The organism is Echinicola rosea (genome assembly GCF_005281475.1).
In the GTDB taxonomy this organism is placed as follows: domain Bacteria; phylum Bacteroidota; class Bacteroidia; order Cytophagales; family Cyclobacteriaceae; genus Echinicola; species Echinicola rosea.
The window spans coordinates 3,255,986-3,281,575 of record NZ_CP040106.1 but is presented as its reverse complement, the minus strand read 5'-3'; the positions used below and the strand labels follow the sequence as shown (position 1 = coordinate 3,281,575).

Annotated in this window: 20 protein-coding genes; 15 read left to right on the top strand and 5 right to left on the bottom strand. The window is 43.4% G+C overall.

Annotated features, from left to right (window positions below):
• The first annotated feature begins 37 nt into the window (after positions 1–37).
• The 5 genes from FDP09_RS13070 to FDP09_RS13050 all read left to right on the top strand — a co-directional run bounded on the left by FDP09_RS13070 (position 38) and on the right by FDP09_RS13050 (position 7,025).
• Complete coding sequence (locus FDP09_RS13070; protein ID WP_137403088.1) at positions 38–2,824, top strand: T9SS type B sorting domain-containing protein; 2,787 nt, start codon at positions 38–40, stop codon at positions 2,822–2,824.
• A complete protein-coding gene (locus FDP09_RS13065) occupies positions 2,821–3,246 on the top strand; it encodes a thiol-disulfide oxidoreductase DCC family protein (protein WP_137403087.1) in 426 nt (141 codons plus the stop codon). Before FDP09_RS13070 ends, FDP09_RS13065 begins: the two co-directional genes overlap by 4 nt.
• 328 nt (positions 3,247–3,574) lie before the next feature.
• A complete protein-coding gene (gene fabD, locus FDP09_RS13060; protein ID WP_137403086.1) occupies positions 3,575–4,450 on the top strand; it encodes an ACP S-malonyltransferase in 876 nt (291 codons plus the stop codon).
• 345 nt (positions 4,451–4,795) lie between these two features.
• A complete protein-coding gene (gene bioA / locus FDP09_RS13055; protein ID WP_137403085.1) occupies positions 4,796–6,091 on the top strand; it encodes an adenosylmethionine--8-amino-7-oxononanoate transaminase in 1,296 nt (431 codons plus the stop codon).
• Between the two features lie 103 nt (positions 6,092–6,194).
• Positions 6,195–7,025 carry an alpha/beta fold hydrolase gene (locus tag FDP09_RS13050; RefSeq protein WP_137403084.1) on the top strand — a complete coding sequence of 277 codons (831 nt, stop codon included), beginning with the start codon at positions 6,195–6,197 and terminating at the stop codon, positions 7,023–7,025.
• 58 nt (positions 7,026–7,083) lie between these two features.
• On the opposite strand, the gene FDP09_RS13045 is transcribed toward FDP09_RS13050, so the two are convergent.
• On the bottom strand, positions 7,084–7,716 hold the full coding sequence (locus FDP09_RS13045) for a hypothetical protein (protein WP_137403083.1): 633 nt from the start codon (positions 7,714–7,716) through the stop codon (positions 7,084–7,086).
• Between the two features lie 143 nt (positions 7,717–7,859).
• On the opposite strand from FDP09_RS13045, the gene FDP09_RS13040 reads away from it, so the two are divergent.
• On the top strand, positions 7,860–8,195 hold the full coding sequence (locus FDP09_RS13040; RefSeq protein ID WP_137403082.1) for a HopJ type III effector protein: 336 nt from the start codon (positions 7,860–7,862) through the stop codon (positions 8,193–8,195).
• Between the two features lie 23 nt (positions 8,196–8,218).
• On the opposite strand, the gene FDP09_RS13035 is transcribed toward FDP09_RS13040, so the two are convergent.
• Both FDP09_RS13035 and folK read right to left on the bottom strand, forming a co-directional pair.
• Positions 8,219–9,610, bottom strand: a complete 1,392-nt coding sequence (locus FDP09_RS13035) for an MATE family efflux transporter (protein WP_137403081.1) — start codon at positions 9,608–9,610, stop codon at positions 8,219–8,221.
• A gap of 179 nt (positions 9,611–9,789) precedes the next feature.
• Complete coding sequence (folK, locus tag FDP09_RS13030; protein ID WP_137403080.1) at positions 9,790–10,272, bottom strand: 2-amino-4-hydroxy-6-hydroxymethyldihydropteridine diphosphokinase; 483 nt, start codon at positions 10,270–10,272, stop codon at positions 9,790–9,792.
• An 83-nt stretch (positions 10,273–10,355) separates the two neighbouring features.
• Between folK and sppA the strand changes: the two genes are divergently transcribed.
• The 4 genes from sppA (at position 10,356) to FDP09_RS13010 (ending at position 18,144) form a co-directional block, all read left to right on the top strand.
• Positions 10,356–12,113: a signal peptide peptidase SppA gene (gene sppA, locus FDP09_RS13025; RefSeq protein ID WP_137403079.1), complete on the top strand. Its 1,758-nt coding sequence runs from the start codon at positions 10,356–10,358 to the stop codon at positions 12,111–12,113.
• Positions 12,114–12,377: 264 nt separating this feature from the next.
• On the top strand, positions 12,378–13,532 hold the full coding sequence (locus FDP09_RS13020; protein WP_137403078.1) for an efflux RND transporter periplasmic adaptor subunit: 1,155 nt from the start codon (positions 12,378–12,380) through the stop codon (positions 13,530–13,532).
• A 27-nt stretch (positions 13,533–13,559) separates the two neighbouring features.
• Positions 13,560–16,724 carry an efflux RND transporter permease subunit gene (locus tag FDP09_RS13015; RefSeq protein WP_137403077.1) on the top strand — a complete coding sequence of 1,055 codons (3,165 nt, stop codon included), beginning with the start codon at positions 13,560–13,562 and terminating at the stop codon, positions 16,722–16,724.
• Positions 16,725–16,824: 100 nt separating this feature from the next.
• Positions 16,825–18,144, top strand: a complete 1,320-nt coding sequence (locus FDP09_RS13010) for a TolC family protein (protein ID WP_229683373.1) — start codon at positions 16,825–16,827, stop codon at positions 18,142–18,144.
• Between the two features lie 143 nt (positions 18,145–18,287).
• Here the strand turns inward: FDP09_RS13010 and FDP09_RS13005 are convergent, their stop codons facing one another.
• A complete protein-coding gene (locus FDP09_RS13005) occupies positions 18,288–18,491 on the bottom strand; it encodes a hypothetical protein (RefSeq protein ID WP_137403075.1) in 204 nt (67 codons plus the stop codon).
• A gap of 5 nt (positions 18,492–18,496) precedes the next feature.
• Complete coding sequence (locus tag FDP09_RS13000; RefSeq protein ID WP_137403074.1) at positions 18,497–19,021, bottom strand: DUF4920 domain-containing protein; 525 nt, start codon at positions 19,019–19,021, stop codon at positions 18,497–18,499.
• Positions 19,022–19,173: 152 nt separating this feature from the next.
• Between FDP09_RS13000 and serA the strand changes: the two genes are divergently transcribed.
• The 5 genes from serA to FDP09_RS12975 all read left to right on the top strand — a co-directional run bounded on the left by serA (position 19,174) and on the right by FDP09_RS12975 (position 25,462).
• Positions 19,174–21,066, top strand: coding sequence for a phosphoglycerate dehydrogenase (gene serA, locus FDP09_RS12995; protein WP_137403073.1), 1,893 nt, complete (start codon positions 19,174–19,176; stop codon positions 21,064–21,066).
• Between the two features lie 1,692 nt (positions 21,067–22,758).
• Entirely contained in the window at positions 22,759–23,685 is a 927-nt protein-coding gene (locus FDP09_RS12990; protein ID WP_137403072.1) for a universal stress protein, read from the top strand.
• 300 nt (positions 23,686–23,985) lie between these two features.
• On the top strand, positions 23,986–24,534 hold the full coding sequence (locus tag FDP09_RS12985; RefSeq protein ID WP_137403071.1) for an RNA polymerase sigma factor: 549 nt from the start codon (positions 23,986–23,988) through the stop codon (positions 24,532–24,534).
• Between the two features lie 35 nt (positions 24,535–24,569).
• A complete protein-coding gene (locus tag FDP09_RS12980) occupies positions 24,570–24,956 on the top strand; it encodes a hypothetical protein (RefSeq protein WP_137403070.1) in 387 nt (128 codons plus the stop codon).
• A 38-nt stretch (positions 24,957–24,994) separates the two neighbouring features.
• Positions 24,995–25,462 (top strand): Spy/CpxP family protein refolding chaperone, encoded by a 468-nt coding sequence (locus FDP09_RS12975; RefSeq protein WP_137403069.1) that lies wholly within the window; start codon positions 24,995–24,997, stop codon positions 25,460–25,462.
• The last annotated feature ends 128 nt before the right edge of the window (positions 25,463–25,590 follow it).

Below are 25,590 nucleotides of genomic sequence, written 5' to 3'. Positions count from 1 at the left end.
AAATACGGCGCAATCGGTGTAAAAACTTATGAGATATATGAAATCTAAAGCTTTTCTCTTACTCTCCACTATCCTATTCCTCTTTGGGCTCCAACAAGCCATGGCCACCCACATCAGGGCAGGAGAGATCATTGCAGAAAGAATATCCACCCAATCCCTGACCTACCGCATTACCGTGGTCGGCTACACAGACACCCGGTCCTCCGTAGTATTCGGACCTGGACGGATCGAATTCGGTGACGGAAGAGTGGTAGAAAATCTCAATACTGAAAGTGAGTTTAGCACTGTAGAGTCCTTGGGAAACCAAATCGAGAAAAACGTATTTGTCATCACCCACACTTACCAAGGTCCGGGCGAATATACGATCCGTTTTCAGGAATTCAACCGAAATGACCTGACCCTCAACATGGACAATTCGGTCAATACTCCTTTTTATATAGAAACCATGATCACCATTGACCCTTTTGTCGGTGTCAACAACTCTCCGGTACTGACCATTCCACCAGTGGACAACGGCCAGATCAACACCCGATATATCCACAACCCCGGGGCTTATGATCCCGATGGGGACAGTATCGCCTATCGTTTTGACGACGTGGTACCTTTGCAGGATTTTCAACGACCAGTAGGCAACTACCGCAGTCCTGCTTCCAATGAATTCAGCTTTAACCGCGAGGATGGCTCACCAAATCCGTACATTTCCATGGACCCGTTGACAGGAGACCTCATTTGGGATGCGCCAGGTATTGCCGGACAATATAATGTCGCTTTCCATATTGAGGAATGGCGAAAGATCGATGGAGAATACCGGAAAATCGGCTATGTGGTACGGGACATGCAGATCATCATCGAGAACTCCGATAATCAACGTCCACAACTCCAAGTACCGGATGATCTCTGTGTAGTAGCCGGCACAGACATTGAACAAATCATCCAAGGCAGTGATCCGGATGGAGATGACATCAAGATTGAAGTCTTCGGTGACCCCATTGAGATTACTTCCTCCCCCGCTTCCTACAATCCTGAAGAAACTTTCCAATCTTCCCCTGGCATTGTAAACTTTGATTGGCAGACGGTATGCAACCACGTGCGGTCCAGGGAATATCAAGTAAGAATCAGGATCACGGATGATCCCGAATCCGGCCCTGCACTGGTAGATATCCAAACCTGGAACATCCGTGTTGTCGGCCCTCCTCCCGTCATTCAATCGGTGGAGCAGGATGTCGGGAGGTCCGCCGCAATCACCTGGGATCCATATTCATGTGGAAATAGTGCCGAAACCATGCAAATCTGGCGTAGTGTCAACAGCAATCCCTATACCCCGGATTCCTGTGAAACAGGCATCAGAGATGGATATGAGCTTATCGGTACCACGGATATGCAAACCTACGAATTCTTGGATGACAACGACGGTGAAGGCCTGGCACCAGGCAACACCTACTGCTATAGGTTAGTAGCTACCTACCCACAGCCGAGAGGTGGAGAAAGCATTGTATCTGAAGAATTTTGCTTGACTATTGATGTCGATGTCCCCATCATCACCAACGTTAGTATCGAAGAAACTGATGTAGAAAATGGAGAGATCTTTGTCAAATGGACACCACCTTATGATATCGACACCCAGCAGTACCCTGGGCCTTATGAATACCAATTGTTACGGGAAGAAGGATTTAATGACAGTGGCAATCCAGAAGTAGTCGCCACCACCAGTGACACCCTTTATACCGATACAGGACTGAATACGGAATCATTGGTGTACAATTACCAAGTGGTGCTCTTTGACGGTGGGCAAGCGATCGATACTTCCAGTGTAGCATCCTCCGTATGGCTGCAACCGACCATTATTAATGAAGCCATAGAACTCAATTGGGACTTTAACGTCCCCTGGAACAACAGCCTAGGCCAATATACCCATGAAGTGTACAGAAACAGGACAGATCCAGATGCCAGTGATGCGGACAACTTCGAACTGATCGCCGAGGTGGACGTCAGTGCAAACGGTTTCACCTTCTTGGATGACGGCAGCCATAATGGTGTCCCACTTAGTAGGGAAACCGAATACTGCTATTATGTGATCACCAAAGGTGCTTATAATGTGGACATGATCACCTATCCTTTGGAAAACAATTCACAGGTCATCTGCGCACGCCCTGATGACAATAGGCTACCTTGTCCACCAGTCCTAACCTTTGACGGACCGGTATGCGAGGAATTGTTAGCCAATGAAGACTGTAATTTCAACGCTTTCTATCATGACTTAAGTTGGGAGCCGGATTTCTCCGGAGATTGTGATGATGAGTTGGGCAGCTTCAATATTTACTTCTCTCCCAACGGGGATGAGGGAACCTTTGAACTGATCAGCACGGAAAGCTCTCTGAGCCGTGACGCAACCATTTCAGAGTTGGAAGATTATAAAGGATGCTATTATATCACTGCCGTGGACCGTTCTGGTAATGAGAGTGAACCCAGCAACATCGTTTGTGTGGACAATTGTCCCAATTATGAACTGCCGAATGCCTTCACACCAAACGGTGACGGCACCAATGATACGTTCATGGCCTTTGATAACCCATTCCCCCGATGTCCTAGGTTTGTGGAAGCGGTAGAAATCCACATCTACAATAGATGGGGAAGCTTGGTTTTTGAATATAACAGTGCCACTTCAAACGAAAACGACATCTATGTTCGTTGGGATGGTAGAGACCAAAATGGGAACGAACTTCCTGCGGGCACTTATTTCTATTCGGCAACCGTCCTTTATGACACCAATGATGAAAGTGCAGGCCAGGAAGAATTAAAAGGCCACATACAAATCATCAAATGACAAAAATATCCAGCCAATATGATATTGTCCTATTCGATGGAGTCTGCAACCTGTGCAATCAGGCGGTGGACTTCATCATCCAACGGGATTCTAAAAACAATTTTAAACTGGCTTCCTTACAAGACGACATCAGTAAAAAACTGCTGAAAGGGAAAAACCTAAATGAATCTTATTTGGATTCGATCGTCCTTCTTCGTGAGGATAAGGTGTATTATAAAAGCCGGGCAGCACTGGAAATCACCAAGAAGCTAAAGGGATTCTGGCCACTTTTGTATGGTTTTATCATTATCCCAAATTTTTTACGCGACCCACTTTATGACTGGATCGCACGCAACCGCTATAAATGGTTTGGCAAAAGGGAAACCTGCCGGTTTCCTACCGAAGAAGACAAAATGAAGTTTTTGAGCGAAGAGGACCTTTAAAAGCAGATAGTCAATTACAAACCCCAGTTGCCTCAACAGCTGTGAATTGGATCCAAGAGCATTAAGTTTTCAATGCAATAAGCACATGTTGAACTATTCTTTGTGTGATGCTTTGACGCTTACTGCTCTGGACACAAATTGGGCAAAATTCAAAACAAGGAATAAAGGAATTAAGGCGCATCACGAAAACGAAATTGAACTACCCTACCGACTAAGCCTTATTTTTTTGGTATATTTGGCCTCACAAATTTATTTAAATTGGCAGGGCTATGGTCACAGCTCCTAAGCCAATGATTACCAAGAGGAATTTTAAAAAACAATTAACGATATGAAAGCTTATGTTTTCCCCGGTCAGGGAGCACAATTTCCAGGAATGGGCAAAGAATTGTACGAATCAAATGATGAAGCCAAAAAACTGTTTGACCAAGCTGATGAGATTTTAGGCTTTAAGATCAGTGAAATCATGTTTGATGGCACCGCTGAGCAACTCAAAGAAACCAAAGTAACCCAACCGGCGGTATTTCTCCACTCGGTCATCTTGGCCCAGACCACGGCAGATTTCAAGCCGGACATGGCTGCAGGACACTCTTTGGGAGAGCTTTCTGCATTGGTGGCCACCGGAGCATTGTCTTTTGAGGATGGGCTCAAGCTGGTTTACCAAAGGGCTTTAGCCATGCAAGAAGCCTGTGAAATCAACCCTTCTACCATGGCCGCTATCCTCGGTCTCGACGACGATAAGGTAGAAGACATCTGTAAAAGCATAGAACGCGAAATCGTCGTGGCCGCCAACTACAACTGCCCCGGACAATTGGTCATTTCCGGCTCCAATGAAGGCATTAAAATTGCCTGTGAAAAAGCCAAAGAAGCTGGTGCCAAACGTGCACTTCCACTACCGGTTGGTGGAGCTTTCCATTCTCCCTTGATGGAGCCTGCAAGGGAAAAGCTGGAAAAAGCCATCGCTTCTACCGAATTCAAACAGCCTCTCTGCCCTATCTACCAAAATGTCAGCACAAAAGGGGAAACAGACGTGGAAACCATCAAAAAGAACCTGATCGCCCAGCTGACAGCACCTGTAAAGTGGACCCAATCCGTGCAGCACATGGTGGCCGATGGCGCAACAGACTTCATCGAATGTGGCCCAGGAAAAGTACTCCAAGGCCTCGTGAAGAAAATCCATAAAGAAGCTGAAGTTTCCGGACTTTAAGGAATAGACATTAGTATTAGGCGGCTTAGAAGGCAGTCTCTTTAATGTCTTGACTGTTCATTGCTGTTCCTGATTTGCAAATAACCTCAGTTCGATTATAAAACCGTCACTGCGAGGCTTAGAGGTAGGCCTGAGCGGGAGGAAGCCGTGGCAGCTCGCCGCGGCGAGTTGCCACCCCCTTTTCTAACCCACATCCTCCTAAAAAAAGTTTGCAATGACGCTTTTTATACTAAAAATAAGTCGAGCTCAGGTAAATAGGAACTCTTGACAAAGGGGATTTGCAATCCCCTTTGTTCATTACCAGGCGACAGAAAACATCAATAACATCACCATCACGCTTCACGTATGACCCAGGAAGAAATCCTTTCCATCGATCACAAACACATTTGGCACCCCTATACATCCGCATCTAGGCCAGTAGATAACTTGGTGGTGAAAAAGGCCAACGGAGTTTTCTTGGAACTGGAAGATGGCTCCCAGCTGATGGACGGCATGTCCAGCTGGTGGTCCACCATCCATGGATATAATGTCCCCGAGCTGAATGAGGCAATTCAGCAGCAATTGGAAAACATGGCCCATGTGATGTTCGGTGGGATTACCCATCGACCTGCCGCTGAACTGACCAAGAAGTTGCTACAAGTGGTACCGAAAGGTTTAGAGCATGTATTTTACAGCGACTCAGGTTCCGTAGCAGTGGAAGTAGCCTTGAAGATGGCGCTCCAATACTGGCACTCCAAAGGCCAAGGGGACAAAAACCGCTTTGCGACCGTCCGTAATGGCTACCATGGCGACACTTGGCATGATATGTCCGTCTGTGATCCGGTGACAGGCATGCACAGCATTTTCAACAATCGCCTGACTCCGCAGGTATTCTTGCCGGCGCCGCAATCCAAATTTGATGGAGAATTGATCCCCGAAGAATTGGAGCAAGTGGAACAGGTGCTAGCTACCCAGCATCATGAAATCGCTGCTTTTATCCTCGAACCAATCGTCCAAGGGGCAGGGGGCATGCGATTTTATCACCCAGATTATCTCACCTCCCTGCATGCGCTTTGTAAGCAGTATGATGTCCTGCTTATTGCAGATGAAATCGCTACAGGTTTTGGGCGCACGGGAAAATTGTTTGCCTGTGAGCATGCTGGCATCACTCCAGACATCATGTGTATTGGCAAGGCACTGACAGGCGGGTACATGTCCTTTGCAGCCACGCTCTGCAGTACCGACATGGCCAACACCATCTCTTCCGGTGCTCCGGGAGTGTTTATGCACGGTCCGACCTTTATGGGGAACCCCTTAGCTTGTGCCACTGCTATAGCGAGCTTGGACCTCCTGCTCGCCAAAGATTGGCAAAAGGAGATCAGGGTTATTGAAGAACACCTCAAAACCACCTTGACTCCCCTACAAGACTTGGATACCGTCGAGGATGTAAGGGTTTTGGGTGCTATTGGCGTGGTGGAACTGAAAGAAGCCGTGGACATGAAAGCCATCCAAGATGAACTTACCAAAAGAGGCCTTTGGTTACGGCCTTTTGGCAAACTGGTCTATACGATGCCTCCTTTTGTCATCACTCAAAACGAACTGGAGAAACTCACCACCGCCATGTCCGAAAGCATAGATGCCTACAGCAAAAAACGCCTTTGAAACCCAAACCGGGTAGCTAATTTTATCTCCATTTTATCCAACAATCAGACCCTGCGAATCGTTATAGTGATAGAAAACCATTTCTAACCAAAAAACTAAAACGATGCCATTTTTGATCAATGAAACAGGACAAGGACCTGTAGATTTATATTACAAAGATTATGGACAAGGTAAACCCGTAATATTGATTCACGGTTGGCCGCTTAGCCACCAAGCTTGGGAAGGCCAAATGCAAACCCTATTGGATGCAGGATACCGTGTAATTGCCTATGATAGAAGGGGATTCGGACTTTCTTCCCAACCCCTTGATGGTTACGATTATTCAGCGCTTGCCAGTGACCTCCGAGAGATCATTTTGCAACTTGACCTGATGGACGTCACCATCGTGGGCTTCAGTATGGGCGGTGGTGAGGTAGTGCGTTACTTCACGGATTATGAGGGGGACCGGATCAGTAAAGCTGTACTGATCGGTTCTATTATCCCACTGGTAGCCCAAAAACCGGACAATCCTGATGGTGTCCCGGCCGAAATGCTGGATGGCATTTTGGAGGCCTTAAAGAGTAATCGAGTTGGCTTTTTGAAGGACTTTCATAAAAACTTTTACAATTATGAAAACAATACAGACCGGATGTCCAGAGCCAATTTGGATTATGATTTCTCCATTGCGTCACACGCTTCACCGATCGCTACGATAAAGTGCGCTGAAGCTTGGGCAGGAACGGATTTCAGGTCTGAACTGAAAAATGTGTCCAGGACGACACTCATCATCCATGGAGACGAGGACAACATTGTCCCCATCAAGACTTCCAGTGACCAAGCCGCTAAGGGAATTACCGCCAATGAATATCATGTCATTTCCGGAGGCCCGCATGGACTTATCCTCACGCATAGAAAAGAAGTGGATAAGCTCTTATTGAAGTTTCTGGAAAAATAAGGAAGTTTCCTGCACCCTATCAAAAGGCTTTTTGGCAATGATGTCGAAAAGCCTTTTTTTATCCATTGATCCGCAATCTTCCGAAGGCAGTTTTCAGCCCTTCCCATAGCATGCCACTTACCTCTGAAGGAAGGCCCAAAACCATAACTACATTGGCCATGGTCCCGATCAGTAAGGATTTCCAATCAAATTTGTTCATGGCATCAATTTTCCCGGATAATTCTTCAAGTTTTGCTAAAATCACCTGCTTGGCATCTCCATCCATGGGCAATCGATGATGAATATATTGGCTATAAGTATTAAGGGCGTCCTTTGCTTGTTCCTTCTCCTCGGAAGTAAACAAATTATTTAAATCTCGCCTTTTTAACCCAAGGTAATTCTCAGGTTGAAAATGCTCCCAACCTGTGGGGGTAACCAATTCCTTTGACAGTTGGTCCAGCCAAATCTTATAGCGTGCCTTTAGGTATTCCCAATCTCCGTTTTCCTTTACAGGAACGGTAGTATTTACCGGCAAGATAACAATGGAATAACGCTGTAATTCCAACCGATCTAGTGAAAACGAGAAATAGTCATAGCGGTACTTAATTTTAAATTCCTTAGGACTGCCTGAAACTTCAAAATCCACCATATTCAGACCGGCATCTCTCAGCAAGTCCGCAAGCACCTTCTTTTGTAGGTTGGTTATCCTCATGATTCTAAAGACAAATTAAGATGTTTAATATACAAAAAATATAAAACCAACATCTTAGCATTCAGCTTCTATCTTCTTTATACAAATCAATTTACCATAAGTCGATAAAACCCATTATTTTTGGGCAAACTTTACGAACAACAATGAATTTCATAGACAAAATCAGCCAAAACCCAGAGGCCATTTCCTTTCAGGAAACGATCCAATACATTGAAGAAAACTACCGCTTCACCCCCACCCGGTTTACCAATGGGAATGTCGTCAATGATGCTGGTCAAAATAACGGTTCATGTAAGATTTTTAGCCTTGGCAGGCTCCTAAGCCTCAGTGCAGAGCAAACATTGAATTTGTTTGGGGATATTTACCGAAAGGATGTTTTGGGAAATCCCCATGGAGAAGATCACCAAAACATCCGTAATTTCATCATAAACGGTTGGGAAGGGATTATCTTTGAAGGCACAGCACTGGAAAAGAAATAAGTGCCAAGGAGGGATAGTCACCTCTATACCTCCATAAGTTTCCACTTCCCTCGGTTAAAGATCAGCCCACTCACCAGTGCATGGACAGAATGCCCTATTGCAATGGCGATAAAGACTCCAGTAGCCCCCATCCCAAACCAATTGGATAGCACATAGGCCATTGGCAATTGAAAAAGCCAAAGCACTACGATATTGATCATCGTTGGGGTTTTGGTATCACCAGCACCATTGAGGGACTGGCTCATGACCATGCCATATGCAAAGAATACATACCCCAAACAGATTATTCCAAGTCCATCACTGCCTATCTGGATGACGGCCGCGTTATCATTGAACAAGCCTATTATGTATTCTCCAAAAAGAAAAAACAACAAACCAATGCTTCCCAAAAAAACAGCGGTATAATGTGCCGCCTTCCAAGCAGCCTGCTCTGCCCTTTCCGGACGTTTGGCACCCAGATTTTGCCCCACCAACGTAGCCGAAGCATTGGAAAATCCCATGGCGGGAAGCAATGCAAAAATAATCAACCGGATGGCAATGGTAAATCCAGCCAATGCCAAACTTCCTGAATTGGACACAATCCTCATCAGTATAATCCAACTGGCCGATTCGATCAAAAATTGCCCCATTCCGCCAATGGCAATTTTCAGGATATTTTTGACGGTATGCCATTTGAAACGCAGCACTTCCCAGTCAAAACGGATAATCGCTCGCCCCCTCAATAACACCGATAACTGGAATAACACCCCCACTGACCGACCAATGGTCGTGGCCCAAGCCGCACCTTCCAATCCCAGCTCCGGGAAGAAACCAATACCAAAGATCAACATAGGGTCTAAGACGATATTAATCCCATTGGCAAGCCACAATGTTCTCATGGCAATGACTGCATTACCAGCACCCCGGAACACCCCATTGATGAGAAAAAGCAGCATCACACTGATATTTCCTGCAAAAATCACCTGGGTATATCGATAGCCGCTGGCCACCAACTCCGGCTCTCCACCCATCAGGGTCAGGAGGTCTTCTGCAAATAACAACCCCAACAGACCTATCGCCATGGCCAAAACGGCGCAAATGGTAATGGCTTGGAAAGCTGCCTCTGAAGCGGCCTTTTTATTCTTTTCGCCTATCCTTCTGGCCACTACTGCTGTCGCCGCCATACTCAGGCCAATGGCTATTGAATACACAATGGTAAGTACCGATTCCGTCAAGCCAACTGTGGCCACGGCCTGAACTCCCAGTTTCCCTACAAAAAATATGTCCACTACGGCAAATAGCGACTCCATGAGCATTTCCAAAATCATGGGAATGGACAAATAAAAGATCGCTTTCCGAATACTCCCTACGGTATAATCTTCTTCGGTGCCACTCAAGGCTTTCTTAAAATGATGGATTATTTTTTCTAAAGTCATAATTAAGTAATGGTAACAATGAAAAATAGCAGTGTACTACTTTGATGTAACCAACACTGCGAACAAGACCACGGGGGCCTAAAATCTCCGATAACTTCAATTATGACTTCATGATACCCCAAATTTGAAAAATATTGGATTTACATCCAATAAAAAGTTGTCTTTTCACATGATCCAACCTAAAACAACACCTTTTCCACCAAACCCGGATCTTGGCATGACTCCAGCAGCGCTTGATTGGTCTTGTTTAAAACCGGATGGACAAAATCAGGCATAATCTCCGCTAGAGGCGTCAACACAAATCTCCTCTCGGCCATCAAAGGATGGGGCACCTTTAACCGATCCGTATCGATCACCTCCTCACCAAAATAGATGATGTCAATGTCCATGGTACGATCTCCCCATTTTTGCAATCGTTGCCTACCCAGGACATTTTCCACGCTCTGGGTTATATTCAGCACCTCTTCTGCCGATAGCGCTGTCTCCATCACCAAAGCTTGGTTCAGGTACCTACCGGAAGAATGCCCTCCCCATGCCGCTGTTTCATAAACGGATGAAGCTCCCACTACCTTGAACTTACTGCTAAGCCTTTCCACTGCTTCTTGGATCAACTTTTTCCTATCCCCTAAGTTCCCTCCGATTAACAGTACTATTTGATGCATACCTAGATTTAATTTCACCTTTCAAAACTAACAGAAATAAGAAAAAAGACGTATTTTCGAGCCAATCAAATATATCGTAAAGTATGAAATTTTTAAGCAATGTGCTGGCTGTGATTTTGGGGTTGGTGATTTTTTCGGTCATCAGTTTCATTTTCTTTGCTGGCTTGATTACGTTATCCACTGCAGAAGAAAAAGTCACCGTTAGTGACAATTCGGTTCTCCATATCAATTTGGAAAATATCGTGCTGGTAGAGCGGACTTCAGAGGACAATATAGACCTTTCCTCCCTTGGCCCGATTCCGGCAGCCTATAAAATTGGATTGGCCAATGTCAAAAAAGCTATCCGTACGGCTAAGGATAACGACAAAATTAAGGGCATCTACCTTCAAGCTGGAACAGTCATGGCTAATCCTGCTGCCTTGACAGAACTTAGAAATGAGTTAACGGATTTCAAAGCATCAGGAAAATTCATCATTTCCTACTCAGAACTTTACAGTGAAGGAGGGTATTTCCTGTCTTCCGCCGCAAGTGAAATTTACCTGAACCCTATGGGAGGGCTTGAATTCAATGGGCTTTCATCCGAAATATTGTTTTTTAAAGGCTTATTGGAAAAGCTTGAAATAGAACCTGTGATCTTCAGGGTCGGGGAATATAAAAGTGCTGTGGAACCCTTTATACTCGACCAAATGAGTGATGCCAACAGGAAACAAACCGAATCATTTCTTGGTGACATGAACAATTACATGATCCGTCAAGTAGCCGAAAGCAGGGATTTGGATTACGATGACCTCAAAACGGCAAATGACCAAATGCTGGTGCGCAAACCTCAAGATGCAGCTGATTTGGGCCTTGTAGATGGAATTTGGTATGACGACCAAGTGAAGGACCTGCTAAGGGAAAAACTCGGTCTGGAAGCAGATGCGGAAATTTCCACCATCAACATCTCCGGGATCAACAAAACCGCCAAAACCAAGAACCTCACAGCCAGCAACCGCATAGCAGTGATCGTTGCGGAAGGCGAAATTGTCAGTGGTAAAGTAGATGGAACCATCAGTTCTGAGGTATATGCCAAAGAAATCAAAAAAGCCAGGATGGATGATGACATCAAGGCGATTGTCCTTCGGGTCAATTCCCCTGGTGGTTCTGTACTGGCATCAGAAGTAATTTGGCGGGAAATGAATGAAGCCCAAAAGATCAAGCCAGTAATCGCATCCATGTCCTCTTTGGCTGCTTCTGGTGGGTATTACATCTCCGCACCTGCTGACACCATCGTCGCCCAACCCAACACCATTACCGGCTCTATAGGGATTTTTGGCATGTGGTTCAACGCGGAAGGCCTGCTCAACAACAAACTGGGCATCACCACTGACGTGGCCAAGACCGGGGAGTTTTCAGATTTCATGAATCCTACACGCCAGCTCAGCGAAGTGGAAAAAAACATCATCCAAACTCAGATCGAAGAGGGTTATGATACGTTCATCACACGGGTCGCCGATGGAAGGAAAATGAGCAAGGAAGCTGTAAAGGAAGTGGCCTCGGGAAGAGTCTGGAGCGGGCTGCAAGCCAAAGAAAACGGGCTGGTCGATGTCCTCGGTGGACTGGATGATGCAATCCAAATTGCCGCATCCAAAGCTGATGTGGGTGAGGACTACCGTGTCCTTTATTATCCCAAACAAAAATCGATCTTCGAACAAATCATGTCCGAATTAGGCACTGATATCGAAGCGAGATACATGAATTACCGTTTTGGAGAAACCTATCACCTGCTCAAAAAGATGGAGAAAATCCAACACATGAAAGGTATCAAAGCCAGAATGCCCTTTGACATCAACGTCAAATAAATGCAACCCACTAACAAAAAACATGCCAACAATTTACAATAACCTGATTTCTTAAAAAAACTACTCCTAACTCTACCAAATTAGGCACCCTTAAAATGACATAAACAACCTAAAAGACAACAGAAAAACGAACCATCACGGACATCTACCGTTCAAAAAAAAAGATTATGAAAAGAGCGTATCTTAAATAGCTTTGCAGACTAAATTGTGGAAAAAATCCACAACATTTCAAATTTTAGCATAAGTTTTGCTGCCTAGTCAATTATGAAAATTTTGCACACTCCTCACTACTTTACGATTACGCTATTGGTTTTTGCCTGTATTCTTTACAGCAGCTGTTCGACAGAAAGTAAGCCAAGAGAGAAAAAGATAAGAGAAAAATCACTGCCCGTCATGCAGGTAACCTCCATTGACACGGCACTTTACCGGGAATATGTAGCGGATATCAAAGCTATTCAGAACGTGGAGCTGCGATCGCGCGTGCCGGGTTTTTTGGAGGAAATACTCATCGATGAAGGTAAATATGTAAAAAAAGGACAGCTCCTTTTTAAAACCAATGATGAAGAATACAAAGCAGCATTGGCAAAAGCCAGTGCCAACCTCACAAGTGCAATAGCAGAAGCAAAAGCACTGGAATATGAGGTAGATAGGCTTCGGATAATGGTAAATAAAAATGTCATTTCCGAATCGGAATTAAACGTGGCTTTGGCAAAACACAATGCCGTGCTCGCCAAAATTGAAGAGGCCAAATCAGCATATGCCCACGCCGACACCCAACTTGGATATACCGAAATCAAAGCACCTTTTAGTGGAATAATTGATAGAATTCCCCATAGAATAGGCAGCCTTTTGGATCAAGGAAGTTTGCTCACCAAGGTTTCTGACATCAGTGCAGTACATGTTTACTTTAATGTATCCGAGAGGGAATACCTTGAATATGTCAACACACAAGAAGATTCCAACAATGATATAGTCAAGTTAATTCTAGCTGATGGCACCCCTTACCCCTATGAAGGTAAAATCGAAACCATGGAGGGAGAATTCAATGCCAACACAGGCTCTATTGCTTTCCGGGCACGATTTCCTAACCAAAAACAAATCCTAAAACACGGAGCTACAGGTAAAGTAGTCCTTACCAATCAAGTACACGATGTTTTGATGGTTCCGCAGAAAGCAGTTTTTGAAATACAAGACCGTCATTACGTTTTTGTGCTGGACGAAAACAACCAAGTGAAAATGAAATCATTTGTTCCTAAAGTACGGTTTTCCCATTATTATGTCGTGGAATCAGGAATTGAGGAAGGTGATAACATCGTCTATGAAGGGATTCAGGACTTGCAAGAAGGCATGACCATCCAGCCGAAATTTATCGCAGCGGATCACTTAAGAACCCTTCAGGAAACCCCTACCGTCCAATAATTTTCATCAAGACCTTATTTCAACCACATGCTGTCTTTATTTATAAAAAGACCAATACTTTCTTTGGTCATATCCCTTTTCTTTGTCTTACTCGGAGCACTGACATTCTTTTCGCTGCCCGTAGCCCTATTCCCTGACATCGCTCCTCCAGCTGTTTCGATCAGGGCAAAATACCGGGGAGCTAATTCCGAGGTGGTGGCCAAAACAGTGACTACCCCATTGGAAAAAGCCATAAACGGTGTACCGGGGATGATGTACATGTCTTCAGTATCCAGTAACCGGGGAACCTCCAAAATAAAAGTATATTTCGGGGCGGAAACCAGCCCAGATGAAGCGGCCATGGAAGTTCAAAACCGTGTTTCTACAGTCGTAAATGATTTGCCACAGGATGTCATCAAAGCAGGCGTGACCGTAGAAAAGGAAGTAGAAGGACTACTCCTCTATATCAACGTAATGGGCAGCGACCCCTCTATGGATGAGCAGTTTATATATAATTTTTCTGATCTAAATGTCCTTCAGGAACTAAGAAGAGTAGATGGAGTGGGCTTTGCCGAAATCATGAGCACAAAAGATTATTCCATGAGAATATGGCTAAAACCTGACCGCATGACCGCTTATCAAGTTTCTACTGACGAGGTTAAAGCCGCCTTAAACAACCAAAATGTAGAGGCTGCCCCCGGTCAAGTAGGGGTAAGCTCGGGCAAAGGAGCGCAAATGATCCAGTACGGCCTTCGGTATTCCGGTAAATTCAACGAGGCCAAAGAATATGAAAACCTGGTAATCCGTGCCAATAAAGACGGCTCCATCCTACGACTGGGAGATGTAGCAGATGTAGAGTTTGGTTCATTGAACTATGGACGTATCTCTAAAACCGACGGTAAACCTGCTGCGTCAATCATGATCATCCAGCGTCCCGGATCCAATGCCAGGGACGTGATCCAGCGGGTAAAAAAACGCATGGAAGAACTGAAGCAAGGATCGTTTCCTCCGGGAGTAGATTATAAAATCACCTATGATGTTTCGCGCTTTCTTGACGCCTCTATCCATGAAGTATTAAAGACATTGATCGAAGCCTTTATTTTGGTATTCTTGGTCGTTTTTATATTCCTCCAAGACTTCAGGTCTACCTTAATTCCCGCACTTGCCGTACCGGTTGCATTGATCGGCACTTTGTTCTTTATGCAATTATTTGGTTTTTCAATCAATATGCTGACCCTGTTTGCCCTGGTACTGGCTATCGGTATTGTCGTGGACAATGCTATTGTAGTAGTAGAGGCCGTGCACGCCAAAATGGAAGAAGACCATCTCCCTCCCATGGAAGCTACATTGGCAGCAATGAAGGATATCGGAGGTGCCATCGTGTCCATTACGCTAGTCATGTCGGCAGTATTTATACCTGTTGCATTTCTTGATGGTCCCGTAGGAATTTTCTACCGCCAGTTTTCGATCACCCTGGCCATAGCCATTGTTATTTCCGGAATCAATGCATTAACCTTAACACCCGCATTGTGTGCCATAATATTAAAAAACCATTACGGTACAGAGCAGAAAAAGACACTGCTCAACTTTTTTTTTAACGGCTTTAACAAGGCCTACGAGTCCTTTGCAGGCAAATATCGCAACACTTTGGGGGTGCTGGTGGGACGGCGATTGGTGACTGTGATAATGCTTGTCGCCTTTTTTATAGGAACCTGGGGAGTGGCCAAAGTATTGCCTTCGGGATTCATTCCTGTCGAGGATCAGAGTATGGTTTACATCAATGTCGTATCTCCATCGGGTGCTACAGTAGAAAGGACGGAAAAGGTACTTGACCATATTCAGCAAGCTGCTGAAGGGCTGGATGAAGTTGCCGCAGTATCCACCCTTGCAGGATATAGCCTGTCCACAGGACTGTCAGGGGCTTCCTATGGGATGGGCATGATCAACCTAAAAAACTGGGATGAGCGCGAAGCTTCTATTCAGGAAACCATCGATGAGCTCTATGCCCGCACTGCGGATATCTCCGATGCCCAAGTGCAGTTTTTCCTTCCTCCTACGGTTTCCGGATTTGGTAATTCCAGTGGATTCCAAATGAAGGTTCTCGACCAGACAGGCAGTGGCAATCTTCAGAAGCTATCACTAGTGATCGAGGATTTTGTGGAAGCGTTGGACAATGCGCCTGAAATCGGTGAGGTGAAGTCGGATTTTGACCCAAACTTCCCCCAATATATGGTAAACGTAGATCAAGACATGGCAGCCAAAAAAGGCGTTACCATCAGTAATGCCATGAGTACATTACAAATACTGATGGGAGGTGTCTTGGCCTCCGATTTCGTTCGCTTCGAAAACATGTATGATGTGATGATGCAGGCCGGGCCACAATATAGAGCTAATCCAGAAGACGTGCTGAAAGTCCATGTAAAGAATGACGGCGGCGAAATGGTCCCTATCTCCTCTTTCATTAATTTGGAAAAAGTATACGGCCCCGAACAGCTGAGCAAACATAACATGTACACGTCGGCAAAAGTAAAAGGTATCCCTGCGCCGGGGTACAGTAGTGGTGATGCCGTGGCTGCTATACAAAGAATTGCGGCAGAAAAACTGCCTAAGGGATATGGCTATGATTGGTACGGAATGACGCGTCAGGAAGTAAGTTCAGGGAATCAGGCCATTTACATTTTCATCATCTGTCTTGTCTTCGTTTACCTACTGCTGGCAGCGCAGTACGAAAGCTTTGTATTGCCGCTTCCAGTGATTTTGTTCTTGCCAGCCGGGGTATTTGGTTCTTTTGCAGCCCTCTATTTGCTTGGGCTTCAAAACAACATATATGCCCAAGTTGCGCTCATTATGCTGATTGGCTTGTTGGGCAAAAACGCGATCCTGATTATCGAATTTGCGGTTTTAAAACGAAAAGAAGGTATGGACTTAATCCCGGCAGCAATTACTGGCGCCGTGTCCCGGTTGAGGCCCATCCTGATGACTTCCTTTGCATTTATGGCGGGGCTGGTACCCCTCTGTATGGCCACAGGAGCCGGAGCACTCGGCAACAGGTCAATAGGTACCGCTGCATTGGGAGGAATGTTCAGCGGAACAGTCTTTGGCATGTTCCTTATCCCTGGCCTTTATGTACTGTTTTCCAGTAGAAGGAACAAGAAAAAGAACAAGGTGAAAAATAAAGTGGAAAACATAGCGGTTTCGCTATCTAATAATTAATATAATGATCCGAATTGATCAAAAAGTAATACTGTCAATCATTATAATAGCGGGAATTTTCGGGGGATGCAAATCCATAGACATCCCTGAAAAACCTGATATGCCAAAAATACCCGCAACTTTTATCGGAGAAAAAGACTCTATTAATATTGCGCATATTCCATGGAACAAATTCTTCAACGACCCTAACCTCAACAGTTTGATCGAAGAGGCATTGGAACACAACCTGGATATGCTAGCAGCCGTGGAACGTATCGAGGTAGCCACCGCACAATACCGCATTGAAAAAGGAAGACTATACCCCACTGTAGATGGAATCGCCAGATACAGGTCTGGGAATATCAAACCCAATTTACTCTCCGGTACCGTTAATGGAGACCGCAACGTGGACAATCAGATTGAGCGTAGCTTTTTAGGATTCCAAAGCACTTGGGAAATTGATCTTTGGGGAAAGGTCAAAAACCGAAAGAAGGCTGCCCATCAGCGGATACTGGCTACAGAAAAGGGACGCTTGCTGGTACAGACCACATTAATAGCTGAAGTAGCAAAGTTATATTATGAATTGTTAGGATTTGATAAAGAGCTGGAAACCATTAATAAAAACATCGATTACCAAGAAATTGCCCTAGAGCTGATCAAAATTCAAAAAATGGCCGGAAGGGCTAATGAATTGGCCGTTCAGCAATTTGCTGCCCAGTTATTGGCCACCAAAAGTCTTCGATATGAAAAAGAGCAGGAAATCATTGCTGCTGAAAATTCCCTAAACTATCTCTTGGGCAGGTATCCCGAAGAAGTACCCCGGGCAGAATCACTCTTGGATATAAACTTGCCAGAAGCAATCAATGTTGGTGTCCCCACGGATCTATTGCTTAGAAGGCCGGATGTCCAACAGGCAGAACTTGAATTACTGGCTACTGATGCAGACCTTGCCGCCGCTAGAGCAGAGTTTTTCCCTTCCTTAAGCCTTACGCCATATATCGGTCTAAATGAACAGAACATCCCCTCTGCTTTCAATTTCCCGGGAGCGCTTACTGTAGGTTTTCTTGGTGGCATTACCGCCCCTATATTCCAACAGTTTAAAATCCGATCTGGATTTAATAAATCCATTGCAAATAATAGAATAGCTTATTATCAATATCAGCAAGCCATCATGAATGGCTATAGAGAGGTCTTGACAAATCTCAGGAGGGTGGATAAAATGAAAAAGAAATACGCCCTTAAAGAAGAGGAAACCCAAGTTCTCCTAAATTCTATCCAAATAGCCAATGACCTTTTCAGAGGAGGTTATGCGACCTATTTAGAAGTTATTACTGCCCAAGCAAGAGCTTTGGAAGCAGAGTTAGAAATGACAAACACAAGAAAAGAGGTGTTCCTATCAGTTGTAGACCTGTACCGCTCTTTGGGTGGTGGATGGAATTAAACGCTAAACGGACTGTCATTTATTATAGCTAATCCTATACCGCTGGAACAGATCTTCCGGCGGTATTCTACCTGATATCGGCCAAGATTATCTTTAATGGACTTAACCTGAACTATATCCTCCTTTTATTCTTCGGAATATGTTCATCGTACCTCGTCCAAATCATAATCCTTGCCAATCCCCCATCTCAACAATTCTTCCAATTCATAGATTTCCAACGTATCCAAATCCTTTACCTGGAAATTATCCCTACCTATTCTTTCCAATACCTCAAGCTGCCGATTTTCCCCATAATTGGTCAAATGATAAACCCTTCCTACTCGCAAATTATCCAATGCTATGGCCATATTTATTAAATTTTATCTTGAATCAATACACCTGTTGCCTCAAAGGTATATTCCTCTTTCGGCTTGTTTATTTTCGCTATCTCTTCGGCAGTCCTACCGGCATCCTCAGCATAATGCCGCAAGGTCTCTACATCGGTCACCACCTTAACGGCTTTCCCCTCAAGTATCACAGGATATCCCTGGGCATTTTTGGGTACAAAAAACCCATAATCCTTGAATGTCACCCGCATGGAATCTCCATTAGGTAAATCCATGGTAAGCCAGCATCCTTTTTTGGCACAAACTTCCTTTATTTCCCCACTGATCTTTCCTTCAAACATTTCCTTGGATGCCAAAACCTGCAACATATTCGTAAGGGAAAACATTCCGTCGTCACTGATTTTCGCCCCATACTCCCCCGCTACCACATCCATTGTTGGTGAATCATGTTCGGAATAAACGTTGCTTTTTTTGTCTTTTTCGTTGCTTTCACAAGCCCAAAAAGAGAAAGTTAAAATGGACACCAAAAATAATTGTAGAGTGATTTTCATAGCTATTTCGTTTAATTCAGTGATTTTACAAAAATACACCGTATTCGACTAAAAATCATTTAAAAATTTTGAAAGTATTTTTGACAACAAACATTCGTATAAATTAAGAAAATGCTAAATTTACGCGCAAATCATTAAAAGTTCACCACAAAATGACCACTGATAAAAAGTTTATCATCGATTTTGACAGTACCTTTACACAAGTAGAGGCATTGGATATTTTGGGAGAGATCAGCTTGAGAAATGACCCCAAAAGAGATGAAAAATTGCAAGCCATCAAGGACATCACGGACTTGGGCATGGAAGGGAAATTAAATCTACGCGAAAGCTTAGAAAGAAGAATCGAAATCTTGCAAGCGAATAAATCGCAAATAGCAGAACTTATCGATTCACTCAAGCTAAAGGTGTCCAAATCTTTCCAACGAAACAGGGAGTTTTTTCAGGAGAATGCAGAGAACATCTACATTCTATCCAACGGCTTTAAGGATTTTATCACACCAGTGGTAGCCGCTTATGGCCTGAAGGAAGAAAATGTATTTGCCAACGATTTTATCTATGATGAAGAAGGCAATATCATTGACCTAAACAGGGAAAACCTTCTTTCCAATAACAATGGCAAACCTGCCACCATCAAAAACCTTAAGTTAGAAGGTGATGTCTATGTCATCGGTGATGGCTACACGGACTATGAAATTAAGGCTTCCGGGTTGGCCAATAAATTTTACGCATTTACTGAAAATATCAATAGACCTAAGGTTTCATCAAAAGCGGACCATATTGCTCCCAGTCTGGATGAAATTTTGTATGTTAATAAAATGAACAAAAAATTCAGCTATCCTAAAAGCAGAATAAACGTGCTTCTATTGGAAAATGTCCATCCTATTGGCGTGGAAATCATGAAGCAAGAAGGCTACAATGTAGAAGTGGTGGGTTCTGCGATGTCCGAAGAGGAATTATGTGAAAAGATCAAAAGTGTATCCATCATTGGCATTCGATCAAAAACACAAATCACTAAAAAAGTACTTGAAAATGCCAATAGGCTGATGGCCATAGGAGCCTTCTGTATCGGCACCAACCAAATTGACTTGGAGACGTGCCAGGAAAGGGGTATTGCGGTATTTAACGCACCTTATAGCAACACACGTTCTGTCGTAGAACTCGCGATATCAGAAATCATCTTCCTGATGCGTAACCTGCATGACAAGACCTTAAAAATGCACCAGGGCGTTTGGAACAAATCTGCTTCTGGGAGCTTTGAAGTGAGGGGTAAAAAACTGGGCATTATCGGTTACGGTAATATTGGTGCACAGCTTTCTGTACTTGCCGAAAACATGGGCATGAATGTGCTCTATTATGATATCGTAGAACGACTTGCCTTGGGAAATGCCACAAAAATAGACTCACTTGATGAGCTGCTAGAAACCTGCGATATCATTTCGCTACATGTGGACGGCAGAACTGAAAACAAAAACATCTTGAACAAAGAGAAAATCTTCAAGATGAAAAAAGGTGCCATTCTGGTCAACCTCAGTAGAGGGCATGTGGTGGAAGTGCCTGCCCTTAAGGAAGCGCTGGAAAGCGGTCACTTAGCAGGAGCCGCTGTAGATGTATTCCCTTCAGAACCTAAAAACAATGATGAGCCATTCGAATCGGAGTTGATCGGTTGTCCCAACACCATTTTGACACCCCACATTGGTGGCAGTACCTTGGAAGCACAAGAAAACATTGCGCAATTTGTACCGGGCAAAATTATCGAATACATCAACACGGGAAATACGTTCAACAGCGTAAACTTCCCCAATATTCAGCTCCCATTCCTTAAGGACGCTCACCGATTGATCCACATTCACCAAAATGCACCAGGCGTTATGGCAAAGATCAATCAGGTACTCGCTAGCTACAAAATCAACATCGTCGGCCAATATCTGAAGACCAACGAAAAGATTGGCTACGTGATCACGGATATTGACAAGCGCTATTCAAATGATGTCATCGATGCCCTAAAAGAAATTGAAGGTACTATCCGATTTAGAATTCTTTACTAAGAAAACAGCTAAAGATATTTCATAGACACAATTAACCACAACAATCGAAAAGAGGGAATATGACGTCCATATCCCTCTTTTTTTATTTTCCACGTTTAAACCCGCATTTAATGCCGTTTAGTTAAGGCCATTTCCCTGTTTTCACCTGCTAGGAGTTTCTTTTCTGTTTGACTTTAACTGTATGGCTTTGGCCATTTTGGTGGATTTTATCCTTTTTCTTTTTTCCATTGATGAAAAAAGAAAGAAAAAAATCTAGGCCGGTGGGCTTATAGTTCCGGCTCAACTTGGTTACTTAAGAAAATATACCACTACATGGAATAATGATGATAATTTATCCATAAGAAACTTATTAATCGGATCCGCCTTGCAGGTATTGGGCGTTAAGAAATTAAAAAGCGGGTGGGCAAAAAGGCAGGCTTGTTTGACGAAATACTAGCCAAAAAGAATGTTGGCTGCTAGAGAAAGAGGAGTTTGCCTGCATGAGGGAAGGCTTTAATTTTAGGCCAATAGCTGCACACCTGTGCGCCGTGGCGTAGCGGCGGGGTTTTTTGGTCACTTTTTTGACCTGCAGCAAAAAAGTGACAAAGGTAAAGAGATGAAAACCATCTTGGAATTTAGTAGAAAAACAATAGAACCAATATTTCCAGGTACATACTAACTAAACGGCATTGAACCCGCATTATGCACTAGCCTATCTATTGCGATCTGAAACTACTTCAAAATTAATCGCTTCGCTGCTGTTTTCGATTTCACCATAGCGATGCTATGATTCAATCTCCAAACAGCCTGATTTTCTTGTAGTTTCAGTTCTCATAACGATTCCTAATGCATAAAGCGGTTAAATGGACATTAGGGAACGGAATCAAGGCAAATCAATTTAAAAAATAAAGCCCGGGCCTTGGAGTGTTACAAAACCTCTTTATAGACAAGATTTGAGCTGCCCGAATTTCGCAACCTTCCACTGTTATCCTGCTTCCGAAGAAACGAGGTCCGCCGTGGCGGATGAGGCCTGGTTTTGAAAAAAGGCTTCACTCGGCATTTTTGTTAATTGTGAAGTTTGAACATGTCTGCGGCCCGAGCCTCTGCAAATATACAAATTACATTAGGGAATGGTAAAAATTAGACGAAAATATACCCCTTGCCATCCATTGTCAGCGCTTCCTAAACGAAATTTTATTTTCCGGCCATTTATACTGCAAACTCACACAAAAGGATCATTCAGGTCACCACCATTTATAACCACTGCAACACATTTATACATTTACATAATTTTAAATGTCTTTAATTTAAGGCACAAAAACAGTATTTTATAAAAACAATTAAAGTTTAAACCATATATTTACAGGAAATTAACACGTTGCATCCAAAACAACTCGCTATTTTTTATCGAACAAATAACAAGTAATTTATGAGACCTATTGTAATCGGTTATATTAGATCAATATTCAAAAATCATGAATGAACATATCCGATAACGTTTAATATTCTTGGCCATTATTTCGTAATTGCCAAGAATATGTATAAGATTAGTACTTGCACTGCCATTACTTGGTAAATTTTGAACATTAACCTTATATTCGGAGATAAATTGGCAATGTGCTGAAAAAGCCAATCATTTAATTAAAATAATTTTTAACTGCTTTTACCTTATATTAATTATATCGTATCGCATCAAATTTAGCTGCTTAGGAAATGTACCAAATCAAGAAACTCATCGTTTGCCTGGACCTATCTGAAATGGATGTCACGTTGGTTAAATTCGCGTCGTTTATTGCTAAAATTAACCACACCAAAAAAATCTATTTCACCAATGTCATCCGTAACCTACAGATGCCAAAAGACATTCTACAGGAATTTCCCAACCTGGTGGAGAACATGGTGGATGAAAGAAAAGGACAAATGAAAGCAGTAGTGGAGGAGCATTTCGACAAAAAACTCGACACAGAACTCACCTACGTGGTCAAAGAAGGGCAATTATCGAAAAAGATACTGAAACTTGCACACGAAAAATCCGCCGACATGATACTGGTAGGTAGGAAGACTACGCTGGCCGGCAGTGGAGTTGTTTCACAGAGGTTGGCACGAAGGGCATCCTGCTCACTGACCATCATTCCAGAAACCATCGTTAATCCAAAAGTAAACAAACTCTTGGTCCCCATCGATTTCTCTGATTACTCCAAAGACGCACTGGAAGAAGCCATTATGATCGCAGAAAGAAATGGAGGCAACGTGGACATCATCTGTCAAAACGTATTTTCTGTCCCTTCTGGCTATCACCTCACTGGAAAGAGTTATGAGGAGTTTGCGGATGTCATGAAGAAAAATGCAGAAGTAAACTATAAAAAATTCATTCGTAAAATAGATACCAAAGGTATTAATATCACCCCGGTATATACCGTGGACAGTAATGATGATCCAGTAGAAGATATTATCCTCAAAGCCGAAGAACTTGAAGTGGACAGTATCATAATTGGTGCCAAAGGCAGGACGGCCGCCACGGCCCTGTTCATTGGCAGCATGGCCGAACGACTCATCCAGTTAAATGAAAAATATCCCATGGTGGTTACAAGGCCAAAAGGAAAAAATGCTGGGATTTTGGACTATATCCTAGAGATTTAATCCTCTCCCACCATTAGAATATTTAAAAAGAGCCAAAGGCAGGATTGCTTGTTGGCTCTTTTGCTTTGTCCCCTTTTGGCCACTCCACTTCATTTGTCTTATAAATCAAGCGGAAAAGTTGAGGGATTAAGTTGTTTTTGGGATCAGTATTGGAAAATTTTATTTGATCCTGTTTTATCACCCGCTCATTTAGAACAAAAAAAACAGTAACCCACTCATAACCACCAACCTACAACCCAACTCTGATTTAATCCAGCCCTAACATTAAACTTATCATTACTTTACTAGTCTAATCAGGAAATGAATCCATTGGACGACACCTCATTACTAAAACTGATCAACACCCCACAAACCAGGGAAAAAGGATATCGATTGCTCATAGGCCATTATCAAAAACGCGTCTATGGTATCATTCGTAAAATGGTGATCATCCATGAAGACGCTGATGACATTACCCAAAACACATTTGTCAAAGCCTTTAAAAGCATTGACAAATTTAAAGGCAATGCAAGCCTCTTTACCTGGCTGTACAGGATCGCCGTCAATGAAAGTCTAAGTTTTCTGGAAAAGAAAAAAAAGCGCAATTTCTTCCGTTTAGAAGACCATGAACATAAAATGATCGGATACTTGGACAGCTCATCACACATCGAAGGGGATGACATACAGTTATTGCTACAAAAGCTGCTCCTAAAACTGCCGGAAAAGCAGCGGTTAGTCTTCAATATGAAGTATTTTGAAAACTTAAGCTATGCGCAAATCAGTGAAATCACACAAACTTCCGAAGGTGCCCTGAAGGCAAGTTATCACCATGCGGTAAAAAAGATTGAAAACGAAATCAATGGAGACTAAACCTTTTCCAGTATCCATTGTCTAAAATATAGGTTATGAAAAAGAACATCCCTAAAGGCGATATTTTCCGTGTACCAGAAGGTTATTTCGAAAGCCTTCCTGACAAGATAATGACCAAGAAGACACAAAGTAAACAGCGAGCGTTATGGATCAGCGGTGCGGCCGCAGCGCTAGTGGTCCTGTTTACCAGTTTGTTTATTTATAAGCTCAGCACGGAAAACATGTCAGAAACAAGTAATTCCTTCACTTTGGCCGTGGAAGAAGAAATTGAACTGTTAATCGACCAGGGAGAGTGGAACGCCGAAGATGTATTATCGCTTTCTGATGATCCCAATGCCATCCTGAACGAACTTGTGGAGGAACAATGGCAATCATACCAATTCAGTGAAAGTGAACTGGAAGAGGAACTATGGTATTATTAACCTTGGAAACCAGTAGGAACCGAAAAAAATTAAAAATCATGAAAAAGTTAAGTTTATTGATTTGGATGGCCTTGATTTCCTCCAGCCTTTTGGCACAACATAGGGGAGGTAAACCTGGCTATGATCGCGAAAAATTGGAGGCTGCAAAAATTGCCTTTATTACCCAAAAACTGGACATTACTCCTGATCAGGCAGAGGAATTTTGGCCAATTTACAACGAGTTTGAAGAGAAACGGAGAAACATCCACCACCAAATGCGGAAAACCTCCCAAGTGGAGAAATCATCCCTTACCAACGAAAAGGCTACCGAGCTGATCAATTCCAAAATAGCACTGCAAGAGGAATTGCTTAACCTTGAAAAAAAATCGATTGAAAAGTTCTCTGAAACACTCAGTCCCAAACAGGTTTTCTTGCTTCAGGAAGCGGACAGGGAATTTGTCAAACAGCTTTTTAGAATGAACAGGCAGCGAGGAAACAGGCCTAAAAAAGAAGCCCCAATTCCGTAATCCCTTCTACTTTAGGGTTAAATTATTAAAAGTTGCTTGCCTCACACCATAGAGACTGTTTTGCTAACAGTCTCTACCCCTTACCATTCATGTATTTCTATTAGTTTATCCCCCTATTTTTTTGGATT

What these genes read in the sequence shown, in the direction of transcription:
- folK (WP_137403080.1), bottom strand. Translation starts at nt 10,272, where the DNA reads ATGCATCAAATAGTACTGTTAATCGGAGGGAACTTAGGGGATAGGAAA.
- FDP09_RS13070 (WP_137403088.1), top strand. Translation starts at nt 38, where the DNA reads ATGAAATCTAAAGCTTTTCTCTTACTCTCCACTATCCTATTCCTCTTT.
- FDP09_RS13040 (WP_137403082.1), top strand. Translation starts at nt 7,860, where the DNA reads ATGAATTTCATAGACAAAATCAGCCAAAACCCAGAGGCCATTTCCTTT.
- bioA (WP_137403085.1), top strand. Translation starts at nt 4,796, where the DNA reads ATGACCCAGGAAGAAATCCTTTCCATCGATCACAAACACATTTGGCAC.
- FDP09_RS13045 (WP_137403083.1), bottom strand. Translation starts at nt 7,716, where the DNA reads ATGAGGATAACCAACCTACAAAAGAAGGTGCTTGCGGACTTGCTGAGA.
- FDP09_RS13035 (WP_137403081.1), bottom strand. Translation starts at nt 9,610, where the DNA reads ATGACTTTAGAAAAAATAATCCATCATTTTAAGAAAGCCTTGAGTGGC.
- FDP09_RS12990 (WP_137403072.1), top strand. Translation starts at nt 22,759, where the DNA reads ATGTACCAAATCAAGAAACTCATCGTTTGCCTGGACCTATCTGAAATG.
- FDP09_RS13005 (WP_137403075.1), bottom strand. Translation starts at nt 18,491, where the DNA reads ATGGCCATAGCATTGGATAATTTGCGAGTAGGAAGGGTTTATCATTTG.
- fabD (WP_137403086.1), top strand. Translation starts at nt 3,575, where the DNA reads ATGAAAGCTTATGTTTTCCCCGGTCAGGGAGCACAATTTCCAGGAATG.
- FDP09_RS12975 (WP_137403069.1), top strand. Translation starts at nt 24,995, where the DNA reads ATGAAAAAGTTAAGTTTATTGATTTGGATGGCCTTGATTTCCTCCAGC.
- FDP09_RS12980 (WP_137403070.1), top strand. Translation starts at nt 24,570, where the DNA reads ATGAAAAAGAACATCCCTAAAGGCGATATTTTCCGTGTACCAGAAGGT.
- FDP09_RS13020 (WP_137403078.1), top strand. Translation starts at nt 12,378, where the DNA reads ATGAAAATTTTGCACACTCCTCACTACTTTACGATTACGCTATTGGTT.
- FDP09_RS12985 (WP_137403071.1), top strand. Translation starts at nt 23,986, where the DNA reads ATGAATCCATTGGACGACACCTCATTACTAAAACTGATCAACACCCCA.
- FDP09_RS13050 (WP_137403084.1), top strand. Translation starts at nt 6,195, where the DNA reads ATGCCATTTTTGATCAATGAAACAGGACAAGGACCTGTAGATTTATAT.
- FDP09_RS13010 (WP_229683373.1), top strand. Translation starts at nt 16,825, where the DNA reads ATGCCAAAAATACCCGCAACTTTTATCGGAGAAAAAGACTCTATTAAT.
- FDP09_RS13015 (WP_137403077.1), top strand. Translation starts at nt 13,560, where the DNA reads ATGCTGTCTTTATTTATAAAAAGACCAATACTTTCTTTGGTCATATCC.
- serA (WP_137403073.1), top strand. Translation starts at nt 19,174, where the DNA reads ATGACCACTGATAAAAAGTTTATCATCGATTTTGACAGTACCTTTACA.
- sppA (WP_137403079.1), top strand. Translation starts at nt 10,356, where the DNA reads ATGAAATTTTTAAGCAATGTGCTGGCTGTGATTTTGGGGTTGGTGATT.
- FDP09_RS13000 (WP_137403074.1), bottom strand. Translation starts at nt 19,021, where the DNA reads ATGAAAATCACTCTACAATTATTTTTGGTGTCCATTTTAACTTTCTCT.
- FDP09_RS13065 (WP_137403087.1), top strand. Translation starts at nt 2,821, where the DNA reads ATGACAAAAATATCCAGCCAATATGATATTGTCCTATTCGATGGAGTC.